Raw genomic sequence first — 14,528 nt, 5'->3', positions numbered from 1 at the left:
CAACATGATTATCACCACTACACCTCACATTGAAGGCAAGCAAATCGTGGAATACAAACAACTGGTTTTCGGCGAAGTGGTCGCCGGATCGAATTTTATCCGTGATTTTTTTGCCGGCATCACCGACATTATCGGCGGACGTTCCGGTATGTATGAATCGCGTATCACCAAATCGCGCAAAGACGCTTTGGATGAAATGGAGAAAAATGCCAAAGCCTTGGGCGCCAATGCGGTTGTGGGGGTAGAAGTGAATTACACCACCATCACCTCCGATTCCAAAAGTATGTTCATGATCGTGGCAAGCGGCACCGCCGTGGTTGTGCGTTAATGTCGGCGATGACTTTAAATCCCTTGGTGTTGCCTCCGCTGAGTTTATACGTTCATATTCCGTGGTGCGTGCAGAAATGCCCGTACTGCGATTTCAATTCGCACGCGCAAAAAGGCGTGATTCCCGAACAGGATTATGTGCAGCATTTGCTGGCGGATTTAACGGCGGATTTGGCGCGTTATCAGGAAAGCGTGCAACAACGTCCGCTTCATTCCATTTTCATCGGCGGCGGCACGCCGAGCCTGTTTTCCCCGGATACCATCGCGTATTTGTTAGCGCAGATCGAACAACACATTCCTTTTGCGCCGAATATCGAAATCACCTTGGAAGCTAACCCCGGCACGGCGGAAGCGGCGCGTTTTCGCGGTTACGTGCAGGCGGGCGTGAATCGAATTTCCATGGGCATTCAAAGTTTTTCCGATGAAAAATTGCAAAAGCTGGGACGCATTCATAACGCCGAAGAAGCCAAAAGTGCGGTGGGTTTTGCCGGCGTTTCTCATCTACGCAGTTTCAATCTGGATTTAATGCACGGTTTGCCGAATCAAACCTTAAACGAGGCGCTGGATGATTTACGCCAAGCCATTGTGCTTGCGCCGCCGCATTTGTCTTGGTATCAGCTCACCATCGAACCGAATACCATGTTTGCCTATCGCCCACCGACGCTGCCCGACGATGACGAACTGTGGGACATTTTTGAGCAAGGGCATCAATTACTCACTGCCGCCGGTTACCAACAATACGAAACCTCCGCTTACGCCAAAGCGGGCTTTCAGTGCCAACATAATTTAAATTATTGGCGATTCGGTGATTATCTTGCCATCGGTTGCGGCGCACACGGCAAGCTCAGTTTTCCTAATGGCAATATTCTGCGTTACAGCAAAACCAAGCACCCAAAAGGCTATATGCGCGGAGAGTATTTGTATGAGGAGCAACAAGTGAGTGTGAAAGATCGTCCGTTCGAGTTCTTTATGAATCGCTTCCGCTTGTTGGAACCCGTCCCGAAAAGCGACTTTGAGCAGCTTACCGGCTTGCCTTTAAGTGCGGTAGAAAATGCCATCGTGTGGGCGCAGGAGCAAAAATTCATCACGGAAACCGACCGCACTTGGCAGATCACCGAGCACGGTAAATTATTTTTAAATGAACTGTTGGAACGCTTTTTGCCGGAATAAATTTGCCTGCCACTTGTTTATCCCCGGAAAACTGATTAAAGTAAATGCAAACGTTTACGCGAGATAACCTCGCGTAATTTTGTTATTAAGGAGCAAAAATGGATCAGCTTGAAATGAAAAAAATCGCCGCGCAAGCGGCTTTGCAATTTGTGAAGCCGGAGATGATCGTGGGCGTAGGCAGCGGTTCTACCGTCAATTGTTTTATTGAAGCCTTGGGCGCGTTAAAAAATCAAATTAAAGGCGCGGTTGCAGCATCCAAAAAATCGGAAGAATTATTGCGCCAACAAGGCATTGAGGTGTTCAGCACCAATGATGTTTCCGGTTTGGATATTTATGTGGACGGTGCCGATGAAATCAATCCGCAAAAAATGATGATTAAAGGCGGCGGCGCGGCGTTGACACGTGAAAAAATTGTGGCTGCACTAGCAAAAAATTTCATCTGCATTGTGGATAGTAGCAAGCAGGTTGATGTGTTAGGCTCTACTTTCCCGTTGCCAATCGAAGTGATTCCTATGGCACGTTCGCAGGTGGCACGTAAATTAGTGGCGTTAGGCGGTGCACCGGAATATCGCGAAGGTGTGGTGACCGATAACGGCAACATTATTTTGGATGTGCATAATTTTGAGATTATGAATCCGGTGGCGATGGAAAAAGAATTAAACGATATTGCGGGGGTGGTCACCAACGGCATCTTCGCGTTACGCTCGGCGGACACGGTGATTGTCGGCACCCCGAGCGGCGCAAAAATAATTTAAAAATAACCGGAGAGCAAACATGACAATCAAAGTTTCATTGGATAAATCCAAAATCAAATTCGTGTTATTAGAAGGCGTTCACCAAAGAGCCTTGGACACCTTGCATGCCGCAGGTTACACCAATATCGATTATCATAAAAAAGCCTTGGACGGCGATGAGTTGAAAGAGGCTATTAAAGACGCACATTTCATCGGTTTGCGTTCGCGCACCAATCTTACCGCCGACATGATTGCCGCCGCGCCGAAACTTATTGCGGTGGGCTGTTTCTGTATCGGTACCAACCAAGTGGATTTAAACGCCGCCAAAGCGCGCGGCATTCCGGTGTTTAACGCACCGTTCTCCAACACCCGTTCCGTAGCGGAGTTGGTGCTGGGCGAAATTTTGTTATTAATGCGCAACATCCCGCAAGCCAATGCCGAAGTGCATCGTGGGTTATGGAATAAATCCGCCGTGGGGTCACACGAAGTGCGCGGCAAAAAACTGGGCATTGTGGGTTATGGTCATATCGGTTCCCAGCTGAGCATCATTGCGGAATCCTTGGGCATGGATGTGCATTTCTACGACATTGAAAACAAACTTCCGCTCGGTAATGCCAAACAAGTGCGTAGCCTGGAGGAATTGCTCGGATCCTGTGATGTGATTTCTCTACACGTGCCGGATTTGCCTTCCACCCGTAATTTAATCAGTGCGGAGCGCATTGCGCAGTTAAAACAGGATTCCATTTTAATTAACGCGGCACGCGGCACAGTGGTGGATATTGACGCATTAGCAAACGCCTTGGAAGAAGGCAAAGTGCGCGGTGCGGCAATTGACGTGTTCCCGAAAGAGCCGGCGTCCATTAATGAAGAATTCGTTTCGCCGTTACGCAAATTCGACAACGTGCTATTAACCCCGCATATCGGCGGTTCAACTGCCGAAGCGCAGGAAAATATCGGTTTTGAAGTGGCAGGTAAATTCGTGAAATATTCCGACAACGGTTCAACCCTGTCCTCCGTCAACTTCCCGGAAGTTTCCCTGCCGGAACACGCAGGCTCCAAACGCTTGTTGCACATTCACGAAAACCGTCCGGGCGTGCTCAATCGCATCAACCAGATTTTCGTGGAAGCCAACGTGAATATCGCCGCACAATACTTACAAACCGACCCGAAAATCGGTTACGTCGTCATTGACGTGGAAACGGAAGATACCGCACCGTTATTGGCGAAATTACGCGAAATCGACGGCACCATTCGTGCACGGGTGTTGTTTTAATATTAGTCATGATAAAAAGTGCGGTGGAAATTCATTGTGTTTTTCCACCGCACTTTTTTAGTGCGCCTAATCAAAAACGACATATTCGATTCGCAAAATATTTCTTCTTTCTCAACATCACGTCCTGATGGCAATCGCGTTACCCATTCTATAACAAGATTGCTCCTATGAAATCCTGCTAATTATATTCAAAAATATATAGCGCTTTGATAGAATTCAGGGCGTTTAAAAAACATGATTTTTTATCACCGCACTTTCCCTTTGTTTTAGGTAATAAAGGTCTCTTTCACTTCGATTAAAGGATATTCTATGAAGTTTAAAACGCTACTTGGCGCGCTCTTATTGAGCGTGTTTTCCACTTCCGTTTGGGCTGATCGCGTGATTACCGATCAACTTGATCGACAAGTGACCATCCCCGACCATATTCATCGCGCTGTGATATTACAGCACCAGACCTTAAATCTCGCGGTGCAACTGGATGCCACCAAACAAATTGCGGGCGTGCTTTCCAACTGGCAAAAACAGCTGGGCAAAGACTTCGTGCGCCTTGCGCCGGAATTGGCAAATTTACCGATGCCCGGTGATTTGAATACGGTCAATATTGAAAGCCTAATGGAAATCAAACCGGATGTTGTTTTCGTGACCAATTACGCGCCGAAAGAAATGATTGAAAAAATCAGCCAAATGAACGTGCCGGTGATTGCCATTTCGTTACGCAGCGGCGATAAAACCGAACAAAGCAAACTCAACCCGACCCTTGCCGATGAAAACAATGCCTACAACGAAGGGTTAAAACGCGGGATTGAAATTATTGCCGATGTTTTTGATAAAAAAGCGCAAGGTGAGGAATTGATTAAAGCCACATTCGCCAATCGCGAAATGCTGGCGGCACGCTTGGGCAATATTCCGGCGGAAAAACGCGTACGCACTTATATTGCCAACCCGAATCTCGGGACTTACGGCTCAGGCAAATATACCGGTTTAATGCTGGAGCATGCGGGGGCATATAATGTGGCGGCGGAAAGCGTAAAAGGCTTTCAAACGGTTTCTATGGAAGAAGTTTTAAAATGGAATCCTGCCGTTATTTTGGTGCAGGATCGTTATCCGAAAGTGGTGGATGACATTGTAAACGACAACGTGTGGGAGACCATTGAGGCAGTAAAAAATCATCGCGTATTGTTAATGCCCGAATATGCCAAAGCCTGGGGCTATCCGATGCCTGAAGCGATTGCGTTGGGCGAAGTATGGCTTGCCAAAGAACTTTACCCGGCGCTTTTTCGCGATGTGGATTTAGATAAAATGGTTAACGACTATTATTTGAAATTCTATCGCCAGCCTTATAAAGCAGCAAAATAATAGCGCGTTATAAAAACGCAACGAAAAACCACCGCACTTTAACATTGATGTTGAAGTGCGGTTGAGTTTATTGATTAATTCATGATTAAGTGTTGATCCATTCCGCCACCTCTTTGGTTAATTGAATTTGCTAAAGTTATCGGAGGTCGCCTACCTGGTTCTCTTGCTCACGTAAACGTATTGGCTAACATGATGTTTGGTTCAATTTCAGGTTCCGCAGTAGCATCAGGTGCAGCGATGGGCGGGATTATGTCCCCATTACAAAAGAAAGAAGGTTATGACCCGTCTTTTTCTGCAGCTGTTAATATAGCGTCTTGCCCAACCGGATTATTAATTCCACCAAGTAATACCTTCATTGTGTATTCCTTGATTTCAGGTGGCACATCTATCGGCGCATTATTCCTTGCTGGTTACATTCCAGGTATTTTGATGGGACTATCGATCATGGTTATCGTCGCTGTTATTGCGAAAAAAAGAAAATACCCGGTTTCTCCAAAACCAACGCGTTCTGAAGCGATGAAAAAAACGCTGGATGCGTTACCAAGTCTTGGGTTGATCATTGTTATCATGGGAGGAATCATCGGCGGTATCTTCACTGCAACAGAAGCGTCTGCTTTCGCTGTTGTTTATACCTTAATTCTTGCCGTTGTTTTCTATCGTGAAGTAACCATCAAAGAATTACCAAAAATTATTTTAGATTCTGTTGTAACAACCGCCATTGTACTTCTCTTAATTGGTACATCAATGGGTATGTCTTGGGCAATGGCAAATGCGGATATTCCTTACACTATTAGTGATGCACTATTAAACATTTCTGACAATCCAATTGTTATCCTATTAATCATCAACATTATTCTATTAATTGTCGGCGTATTCATGGATATGACACCTGCATTACTTATTTTCACTCCAATTTTCTTACCTATCGTCACTGAATTAGGTATGGATCCGGTTCACTTTGGTGTATTAATGGCATTCAACCTTTCTATCGGTATCTGTACTCCACCGGTTGGTAGTGCATTATTCATCGGTTGTTCTGTTGGCGGCATAAAAATTAATCAGGTTATTAATCCATTGTTACCATTTTATTTTGCCCTCATTATGACGTTATTACTGGTGACTTATGTTCCATCATTAAGTTTAGCATTACCACGAATGTTATTAGGTTATTAATTTATTGACAGGGGAAAATAGAGATGAAAACGATTAAAAATTGGCTTTTTGTAGAAAATCATAATCATCGCATTTATATTTCTTGTGATCATGGCTACCCACTTCATATTTTCGTATTAGAAAATGACATGTTGCGAGTTGCTTTCACGAAAAATAATGAATTTAAAGTGCCACATACTTGGGCAATTACACCAAATCAAACCGATGTTGATTGGCAAGGTCGTGATAAATGGTCATTAGTTGGTTTCTCATGTCCTGATTATGAAATCAAACAAACAGAAAAAACACTTGAAATTTCAACCGCACTTTTAAGGGTAACTATTCATCAACCACTCTATTTAGAATGGGAATATAAACAAGATGGGGAGTGGAAAACACTCTTTGCTGATAGAAAAACCGGTGCTTATTTAATGGGCATTTCAAGTACAGAAGTCTCTCATTATTTACAAAGAAGTGTCCAAGATCACTATTATGGTCTTGGCGAAAAAGCCGGTAATCTCAACCGTCACGGTCGTCGATTTGAAATGCGTAACCTTGATGCGATGGGCTATAACGCAGAATATACCGATCCACTTTATAAACATATTCCGTTTTATATTACTCACACAGAAGATGTTAGTTATGGTCTATATTACGATAATCTTGCGCCATGTTGGTTTATTTTAGGTAGTGAAATTGATAACTACCACGCTTATTACCGCACTTACAAAGCAGAAGACGGAAATCTTGATTACTACGTCATTTTAGGTCCTAAAATTTTAGATGTGACGAAAAAATATTGCCAATTAACCGGTGGCACTATCTTCGGCCCCAAATGGAGCTTGGGTTATAGCGGTTCTACAATGTATTACACCGATGCACCTGATGCACAAGAGCAACTTAAAAAATTCGTAGATTTATGCGATGAACATAACATTCCCTGTGATTCATTCCAGCTCTCATCAGGTTATACATCTATTAATGGGAAACGTTATGTCTTTAACTGGAATTATGACAAAGTTCCACAACCAAAAGAAATGACAAAACATTTCCACCATGCTGGAATGAAATTAGCTGCAAATATTAAACCTTGTTTATTACAAGACCATCCACGCTATCAAGAAGTGGAAAAATTAGGACTATTTATTAAAGATTCTGAATCTGATAGCCCTGAAAGATCCATGTTTTGGGATGATGAAGGTTCACATTTAGATTTTACTAATATGGATACTGTCAATTGGTGGAAAACAAATGTAAAACAGCAATTACTGGATTATGGTATTGATTCTACATGGAATGACAATAATGAATTTGAAGTGTGGGATAACCAAGCCAAATGCGATTATTTTGGAAAAGGTATGCCAATTAACTTATTACGCCCATTACAACCACTATTGATGATGAAATCATCTTATGAAGCGCAATTAGAGTATGCACCAAATAAACGCCCATATTTAATTTCTCGTTCAGGTTCTCCAGGCATGAATCGCTATGTTCAAACTTGGTCTGGTGATAACCGTACAAGCTGGAATACATTACGCTATAACATCAAAATGGGATTAGGGATGAGTCTCTCAGCCCTTTATAACGTCGGTCATGATGTTGGTGGTTTTTCAGGCGAGAAGCCAGATCCGGAGTTATTTGTCCGCTGGGTTCAAAATGGCGTGATGCACCCACGTTTTACCATTCACTCTTGGAATGATGACAAAACCGTCAACGAACCTTGGATGTATCCACAAGTGACAAATATTATTCGTGATGCAATTGAACTACGTTATGTATTAATGCCTTATTTATACAATACACTTTGGAAAGCACATCAAGATAACGAACCTATATTGCGTCCAACTTTCCTTGATCATGAACATGATAAAAACACATTTGCAGAAAATGATGATTATCTTCTTGGTGAAGATTTATTAGTCGCATCTGTGGTAGAACCAAATCAAAGAGTACGGGATGTTTATCTTCCACAAAATTTTGCAGGCTGGTATGACTTTTACTCTCATAAATGGTTTAATGGCGGCGAAAAAATCACGGTAGATACGCCATTAGAAAGGATCCCTTTATTTTTAAGAGCTGGAAGTGTCATTCCAATGGCGAGAAAAGGTCATAAAAATACATTATCTGATGATTATCGAGAATTATTAATTATGCCTTTTATTAATCAAGGAGAAAGAAATATCACAGTGTTTGATGATGATGGCGAAAGTTTTGATTATCTCAAAGGTAAATATTTAGAGCTTCACATTCATCTAAAATGCACGAACCAAACAATAGAACTCAATTTAGAAAAATCAGGTGATTATTTACCTAAATACACAGAAATTAATTTCCGTCTTCCTGAAAATGAAAGAAGAAAATTAATCATTAATGGTAAATTAGCTAATCAAAACTATAAATTGAGTTTATCAAACTAAATTTAGGAAAAATTATGAATTTAGATGACTTACGATCCTATAAAAAAATAGGAAATGAATTAAAAGAACAACTTGCCAATCATCAATATCAAATAGGTGGTAAATTACCTGCTGAGCGAGATCTAGCTGAATATTTTAATGTTAGTCGTACAGTCATCAGAGAAGCACTCATCATGCTTGAAATTGAAAATCTTATCGAAGTACGAAAAGGTTCTGGTGTATATGTCATCGCCTTACTTCAGCGTGCTGCAAGCAATGATGATTTTTTGGATAAAGTGGATGTAGGCCCTTTTGAATTATTACAAGCCCGTCAGTTATTAGAAAGCAGTATGGCTGAATTTGCTGCATTACAAGCAACAAGAGCAGATATTACAAAATTGAAAGATATTCTAGCAACAGAACGAGCAACACTTGAGCAGGGTAATGAAGACTATGTTGCCGATGAAGATTTTCATCGCACCATTGCTGAAATTACTCAAAATGAAGTGATTGTACAAATGCAAAAAGCGCTCTGGGATCTCCGTGTTAATAGCCAAATGTGGAAAGGGCTTCATCTCCATATTCCAAATCAAAGTTATCGACATCTCTGGTTGCAAGATCATGAGAATATTATTACAGCATTGCAAAGAAAAGATCCTGCAATGGCTAAAAAAGCAATGTGGCAACATTTAGAAAATGTTAAACAAAAGCTCTTTGAATTATCAGATGTAGATGATCCTAATTTTGATGGCTATTTGTTTAACATGAGTCCAATTGTTGTTGAACGTTAGAAATAAATAGGAGTTAAATATGGAACAAGCATGGCGTTGGTATGGCCCTAAAGATCCCGTTTCTTTATCAGATATTCGACAAGCCGGAGCAACCGGTATTGTCACCGCACTTCATCATATCCCTAACGGTGAAATTTGGAGCATTGAAGAAATCGAAAAACGTAAAAAAGAGGTTGAAAATGCCGGCTTAACATGGTCGGTGGTCGAAAGCGTGCCAGTTCACGAAGAAATCAAAACCCAAACCGGCAATTATCAAAAATGGATTGATAACTACAAACAAACCTTACGCAATTTAGCAAAATGCGGCATTGATACAGTTTGTTATAACTTTATGCCGGTTTTGGACTGGACAAGAACCGACTTAGCTTATGAGCTCCCTGACGGCTCAAAAGCGTTACGTTTTGATCAAATCGCCTTTGCAGCCTTTGAGCTTCATATTTTAAAACGCCCAGGTGCAGAACAAACCTATAACAAAGACGAAATAGCCGCAGCAAAAGCCTATTACGAAAAAATGAGTGATCAAGATATTCAACAGTTTACTCGTAATATTATTGCAGGCTTACCGGGGGCAGAAGAAGGCTATACCTTAGATGAATTTCAAGGTCAGTTAGATCGCTATAAAGATATTTCACCTGAAGTGTTCCGCACTCACTTAGCTTATTTTTTAAATGAAATTGTACCGGTCGCTCAAGAAGTCGGTATTAAAATGGCGATTCACCCTGATGATCCACCACGTCCAATTTTAGGTTTACCACGTATTGTATCCACCATTGAAGATATGCAATGGTTTGTCGAAACTCAACCATTACCGGCTAATGGCTTTACAATGTGTACCGGTTCTTATGGGGTGCGTTCTGATAATGATTTAGTGAAAATGACGGAACAATTTTCCGACCGAATTTATTTCGCACACTTACGTTCGACTCAACGTGAAGATAACCCATTAAGTTTCCATGAAGCCGCCCATTTAGAAGGTGATGTGGATATGTTCAACGTGGTAAAAGCCTTATTAACTGAAGAATATCGCCGATTAGATAACGGCGAAACTCGTTTAATCCCAATGCGTCCTGACCATGGTCATCAAATGTTGGATGATTTACATAAAAAAAACAATCCTGGCTATTCTGCTATCGGTCGATTAAAAGGTTTAGCTGAATTTCGTGGTTTAGAAATGGCATTAAAAAAAATGTATTTCAATAAATAACATTGTTTCTATCAAGGAGGAAACTATAAAAAAAGCGTTGTTTATTCTCCCACTTCTGCCGTTAGCCGCTTTAGCACAGGATAATCTGACTTATGATAAACCTGTCCAAAGCATAATTAAAAGTGGCTCTATTGATTATTTTATCCAAGGGAAAGGTGGTCCTGGAGAGAAAAATAATCAAATTTGTGAAGATGGGTTGTTTTTTAACGATCATTATCTTGCCGTTTTTGATGGTGCTACTGATAAATCAGGCAAAAAATATGATAGTAAAAAAAGTGGACGCGTTAGTCGTGATATTATTCAAGATGTTTTTCAATCGTTACCTCCTAATACTGATAAAAAAGTAGTATTGCAAAAAATCAATGAGAAATTCAGAGAGTTTTATAACAAAAACTCCGATATGGATTTTGAGAAAAATCCTTTATTTAGACCAACGGCAACATTAATTTGGTACAACCTAGATTCAAATGAATTGGTTGCAATTGGTGATTCAAAAGCCAGAATTGATGGCGTGAATTACAATGATGAGGCTAAATATGTAGATGTTTTAAATAGTGCATTAAGAGTAAAAATTCTGAAATCTGAAAGATCTTAAATTTACACCTGAACAAATAGAAGAAAATGACCTCGGTCGTTTCTATATTATGCCATTATTACAAAGACAATCAGAATTTCAAAACAACCCAAATGCGCCAAAAGCATTTCAATATTGGGCTATCGATGGTTTTAACATCTCTGAAAATGAACTAAAAACTTGGAAGTTTGATAAAAAACCAAAAGTAATTGAATTATCTTCAGATGGATATGAAACCTATGCTAAAGAAGCAACGATTGAAAGCTATGAAAATCAACTAAAATCTGAATTACAGTCAGATCCATTGCGTATTGAAAACCCATCGACGAAAGGTGTTATGAAAGGGAACTACACCTTTGATGATCGTGCAATTTTAATTTATAGATCAAAATAATAAGATGGAGAGGAAATCAGCACTTTGAGGAGTGCTGATTTTATTTGGTGGACACAATGAAAAAATACACCGGCGAGCTTCTCCTTTTTATCGTCACATTCATTGCTGCATCAGGCTGGTTCTTTTCTAAATATTCTTTAGAAGGCATGCCTACAATGGGATTTATTGGCCTGCGTTTCACGTTGGCATGTCTAATTTTTCTGCCATTATCTTTTAAAGCAATAATTAAACTCACTACTTCTCAAAAATTAAAAGCGGCATCTGTAGGTTTGGCTTATATTGTCAATATGGTTCTATGGATTACCGGATTAATTTATAGTGAAGATTTGGGAGAAGGTGCTTTTTTATATAGTTTGGCAATGCTGATTGCGCCAGTGATATCTTGGATATTGTTTCAATATCAGCCTAAATATGTTTTTTGGTTTTGTTTACCACTTGCAATTTCTGGTTTATATTTGCTTTCAAATGAAGACGGAAAGGGACTACATCTCTCGTATGGTAATATACTCTTTTTACTAGCTTCATGTTCTGCAGCCTTATATTTTGTTTTAAATAATCAATTTTCTAAAAATATCCCAACCTTATCTTTAACTACGATTCAATTAGGTGTTATTAGTTTCTTAGCTGGAAGTTACTCGTTAATTTTTGAAAAATGGTATTTTCCTATTCCTGAAAATACTTGGTTTTGGTTTGTTGGCAGTACTCTTATAGCTACCAATCTGCGAGTGTTTTTACAAACAGTCGCGCAAAAGCATTGTGATATTAATAATGCAGCTATTATCATGTTATTAGAACTTATTTGGACAATGGTTTTTAGTACGATTATATTGAATGAGTCTATGAGCAGGCAAAAAATGTTAGGTTGTATTCTGATTTTAAGTGCACTTATTGTTTATTGTTTTCCTGGGATGTTAAAACGAAGAACAAATAAAGGTATGTTTTATTAAAAGCACTCTCGTTTTAACCAATCATTTAACTCTCACTCTTCACCTCGATTCCCTCAAACTCCCGAATCTTATTCAATGCTTCCGGCAAATCGGTGGCGAAGTTGATTTTTTTGATTTCCGGCAGGCTACCGGATTTGACAATCGTCCGCAGCGGTTGGAATTGCATATTGCACATATAAAGTTGTTGATGCGGAAGCATATGCTGCACAAAGCGGGTGAGGGCATGGATGCCCCCGGTATCTAACACGGTCACGGCATCGCATTGTAAAACGATATGTTTGATTTCGTGATCCGTGTGCACGGTTTTATCGTGCAAATCGGCGAAGAGATTATCTGCCGCCGCGAAAAAGAGCGGTCCGCTGATACGATAAATTAACACGTCGTCTAAATCCTCTGGCACGGCAATGCTGATGGATTTGGTCATTTCGGCAATGGTGCGGATAAATAATAAACTCGCCAGTAAGACGCCTACCGAGATGGCGATAACCATGTCGAAAAGCACCGTGAGCACCAAGCAAACCAATAACACGGTGATTTCATTGCGTCCGGAGCGGCGGATGAGCTGAATGATTTGCGGTAAATCCGCCATGTGCCAGGCGACGACTAATAATAACGCCGCCATGGAGGATAACGGTAAATAGGAAAGTGCCGGTGCGAAGAATAACAGGGCGAAAAGCACCAATAACGCATGCACTACACCGGAAAGCGGCGAGACCGCACCGGATTTGACGTTCACCACCGAACGGGCGATGGCGGCAGTGGCGGTGATCCCGCCGAAGAACGGGGAGGCGATATTGCCCAAACCTTGCGCCAACAGTTCGTTATTGGAATGGTGTTTGGTGTCGGTCATATTGTCTAATACGACCGCACATAATAAGGATTCGATAGCACCCAATACCGCCATGGAAAATGCGGCAGGAAGCAAACTTTGAATGGTGTCGAAGTTCCAGTTAATCAGATTACCTTGTGCATCGGGAATGTTCCACGGCAAGACAAATTCCGGCAGAACGCTTGGAATGCCAAAACCGGTGCTACCATCGGATAGGGTGTATTGAAATTGAGATCCGATGGTTACGACGGAAAAGCCGAAATGGGTTAGCCCTAGCGATAACAAGGTGGCGATAATGACCGCAGGCAAATGCCCCGGAATCGGCAGGCGTAGTTTGTGCCATTGGGTTAAGACAAACAGCGTGACGACGCCGACGGCGGTATCCGCCCAGTTGATGCTTGGAAGTGCGGTCAAAATTACTTGTATTTTTTCAAGGTAATGAGAGGGCATTTGGACAATGTCTAAACCGAGAAAATCCTTGATTTGCAAGGTGGCGATAACAATGCCGATACCCGATGTGAAGCCGAGCGTGACCGGCAACGGAATATATTCGATTAATCGCCCTAAACGGAACAGCGCCATGAGTACCAGAATAATGCCCGACAGCAGGGTTGCCATCAATAAGCCGCTTAGCCCGAATTGTTGGGTGACGGGATATAAAATCACCACAAAGGCGGCGGTCGGTCCGGAAATATTAAAGCGGGAACCGCCGGCGAGGGCGATAATAATCCCCGCCACAATGGCCGTATATAACCCATGCTGTGGCGGCACACCGCTGGCGATTGCCAATGCCATGGAAAGCGGAATGGCGATAATCCCGACGGTGAGACCGGCGATAATGTCTTTGACCAAATGACGGGAGCTGTAGCCCGCACGAAAACTGTCTTTTAGCGCGCTGAAAGGTTTAACCGCCAAGAACACATTTTTAGAAAGAAACCATTTTTTTAACATAATGAAAATCAGATGTGAGAGTGAATGGAATAGCCCTTTAAATCGCGCTTATTTTACCCGATTGTTGGTGAAATTTTTATCTTCTAATCATACAAATTACAAAAATACTTGACGAGGCTCAATGAAATCCTTATAGTGCGCAAGTCCTAATCACGGTGAGATGTCCGAGTGGTTGAAGGAGCACGCCTGGAAAGCGTGTATGCGGGAAACTGCATCGGGGGTTCGAATCCCCCTCTCACCGCCATTCTTAATGAATTTTATTTTGCCTTACACCAATCAATTTCAGTTATACTGACAGCCGTTTCAATAATAAAAAACACTGAAAAAAACGACCGCACTTTTCTGTGCCGGCATATCTGTTTTAGGTCTTGAATTAACATAATCCATCCCAATATAGAACCAAGCCAGCGGAATTTAGATAAGAGAG

Annotated in this window: 13 protein-coding genes and 1 tRNA gene; 13 read left to right on the top strand and 1 reads right to left on the bottom strand. The window is 41.5% G+C overall.

The window, feature by feature from the left end:
* The first annotated feature begins 4 nt into the window (after positions 1-4).
* The 12 genes from A3CS_RS0107770 (at position 5) to A3CS_RS0107715 (ending at position 12,321) form a co-directional block, all read left to right on the top strand.
* Positions 5-328, top strand: a complete 324-nt coding sequence (locus A3CS_RS0107770; RefSeq protein WP_005548424.1) for a YbjQ family protein — start codon at positions 5-7, stop codon at positions 326-328.
* A complete protein-coding gene (gene hemW / locus A3CS_RS0107765) occupies positions 328-1,497 on the top strand; it encodes a radical SAM family heme chaperone HemW (RefSeq protein WP_005573619.1) in 1,170 nt (389 codons plus the stop codon). Before A3CS_RS0107770 ends, hemW begins: the two co-directional genes overlap by 1 nt.
* Before the next feature lie 98 nt (positions 1,498-1,595).
* Positions 1,596-2,252 (top strand): ribose-5-phosphate isomerase RpiA, encoded by a 657-nt coding sequence (gene rpiA, locus A3CS_RS0107760; RefSeq protein ID WP_005548427.1) that lies wholly within the window; start codon positions 1,596-1,598, stop codon positions 2,250-2,252.
* 19 nt (positions 2,253-2,271) lie between these two features.
* Positions 2,272-3,504, top strand: a complete 1,233-nt coding sequence (gene serA / locus A3CS_RS0107755; protein WP_005573617.1) for a phosphoglycerate dehydrogenase — start codon at positions 2,272-2,274, stop codon at positions 3,502-3,504.
* A 309-nt stretch (positions 3,505-3,813) separates the two neighbouring features.
* Positions 3,814-4,860: an ABC transporter substrate-binding protein gene (locus A3CS_RS0107750; protein ID WP_005568412.1), complete on the top strand. Its 1,047-nt coding sequence runs from the start codon at positions 3,814-3,816 to the stop codon at positions 4,858-4,860.
* 99 nt (positions 4,861-4,959) lie between these two features.
* Positions 4,960-6,033: a TRAP transporter large permease gene (locus A3CS_RS0107745; RefSeq protein ID WP_026161189.1), complete on the top strand. Its 1,074-nt coding sequence runs from the start codon at positions 4,960-4,962 to the stop codon at positions 6,031-6,033.
* Positions 6,034-6,056: 23 nt separating this feature from the next.
* Positions 6,057-8,432: a glycoside hydrolase family 31 protein gene (locus A3CS_RS0107740; protein WP_019518383.1), complete on the top strand. Its 2,376-nt coding sequence runs from the start codon at positions 6,057-6,059 to the stop codon at positions 8,430-8,432.
* 14 nt (positions 8,433-8,446) lie between these two features.
* The gene (locus tag A3CS_RS0107735) at positions 8,447-9,202 is read left to right on the top strand and encodes an FCD domain-containing protein (RefSeq protein WP_019518382.1); all 756 of its coding nucleotides are present in this window, start codon (positions 8,447-8,449) and stop codon (positions 9,200-9,202) included.
* Between the two features lie 19 nt (positions 9,203-9,221).
* Positions 9,222-10,406 (top strand): mannonate dehydratase, encoded by a 1,185-nt coding sequence (gene uxuA, locus A3CS_RS0107730; RefSeq protein WP_019518381.1) that lies wholly within the window; start codon positions 9,222-9,224, stop codon positions 10,404-10,406.
* 37 nt (positions 10,407-10,443) lie between these two features.
* Positions 10,444-11,001, top strand: a complete 558-nt coding sequence (locus A3CS_RS1000000112295; protein ID WP_005568396.1) for a hypothetical protein — start codon at positions 10,444-10,446, stop codon at positions 10,999-11,001.
* A gap of 49 nt (positions 11,002-11,050) precedes the next feature.
* Positions 11,051-11,374 (top strand): hypothetical protein, encoded by a 324-nt coding sequence (locus A3CS_RS1000000112290; RefSeq protein WP_005588308.1) that lies wholly within the window; start codon positions 11,051-11,053, stop codon positions 11,372-11,374.
* 56 nt (positions 11,375-11,430) lie between these two features.
* Positions 11,431-12,321, top strand: coding sequence for a DMT family transporter (locus A3CS_RS0107715; protein ID WP_012821044.1), 891 nt, complete (start codon positions 11,431-11,433; stop codon positions 12,319-12,321).
* 25 nt (positions 12,322-12,346) lie between these two features.
* Here the strand turns inward: A3CS_RS0107715 and dauA are convergent, their stop codons facing one another.
* The gene (gene dauA, locus A3CS_RS0107710; RefSeq protein ID WP_005548445.1) at positions 12,347-14,101 is read right to left on the bottom strand and encodes a C4-dicarboxylic acid transporter DauA; all 1,755 of its coding nucleotides are present in this window, start codon (positions 14,099-14,101) and stop codon (positions 12,347-12,349) included.
* A 154-nt stretch (positions 14,102-14,255) separates the two neighbouring features.
* On the opposite strand from dauA, the gene A3CS_RS0107705 reads away from it, so the two are divergent.
* Positions 14,256-14,345 (top strand) — tRNA-Ser (locus tag A3CS_RS0107705).
* Positions 14,346-14,528: the final 183 nt, after the last annotated feature.

The organism is Aggregatibacter actinomycetemcomitans DSM 8324 (assembly GCF_000372365.1).
GTDB classification, from domain to species: Bacteria; Pseudomonadota; Gammaproteobacteria; order Enterobacterales; family Pasteurellaceae; genus Aggregatibacter; species Aggregatibacter actinomycetemcomitans.
This window is presented reverse-complemented; position numbering and strand designations above follow the sequence as displayed.

Bases quoted from the DNA above. Each gene is read 5' to 3' on its own strand.
- uxuA (WP_019518381.1), top strand. From the start codon at position 9,222: ATGGAACAAGCATGGCGTTGGTATGGCCCTAAAGATCCCGTTTCTTTA.
- hemW (WP_005573619.1), top strand. From the start codon at position 328: ATGTCGGCGATGACTTTAAATCCCTTGGTGTTGCCTCCGCTGAGTTTA.
- dauA (WP_005548445.1), bottom strand. From the start codon at position 14,101: ATGTTAAAAAAATGGTTTCTTTCTAAAAATGTGTTCTTGGCGGTTAAA.
- A3CS_RS0107735 (WP_019518382.1), top strand. From the start codon at position 8,447: ATGAATTTAGATGACTTACGATCCTATAAAAAAATAGGAAATGAATTA.
- A3CS_RS0107750 (WP_005568412.1), top strand. From the start codon at position 3,814: ATGAAGTTTAAAACGCTACTTGGCGCGCTCTTATTGAGCGTGTTTTCC.
- A3CS_RS0107715 (WP_012821044.1), top strand. From the start codon at position 11,431: ATGAAAAAATACACCGGCGAGCTTCTCCTTTTTATCGTCACATTCATT.
- A3CS_RS0107740 (WP_019518383.1), top strand. From the start codon at position 6,057: ATGAAAACGATTAAAAATTGGCTTTTTGTAGAAAATCATAATCATCGC.
- serA (WP_005573617.1), top strand. From the start codon at position 2,272: ATGACAATCAAAGTTTCATTGGATAAATCCAAAATCAAATTCGTGTTA.
- A3CS_RS1000000112290 (WP_005588308.1), top strand. From the start codon at position 11,051: ATGCCATTATTACAAAGACAATCAGAATTTCAAAACAACCCAAATGCG.
- A3CS_RS0107770 (WP_005548424.1), top strand. From the start codon at position 5: ATGATTATCACCACTACACCTCACATTGAAGGCAAGCAAATCGTGGAA.
- rpiA (WP_005548427.1), top strand. From the start codon at position 1,596: ATGGATCAGCTTGAAATGAAAAAAATCGCCGCGCAAGCGGCTTTGCAA.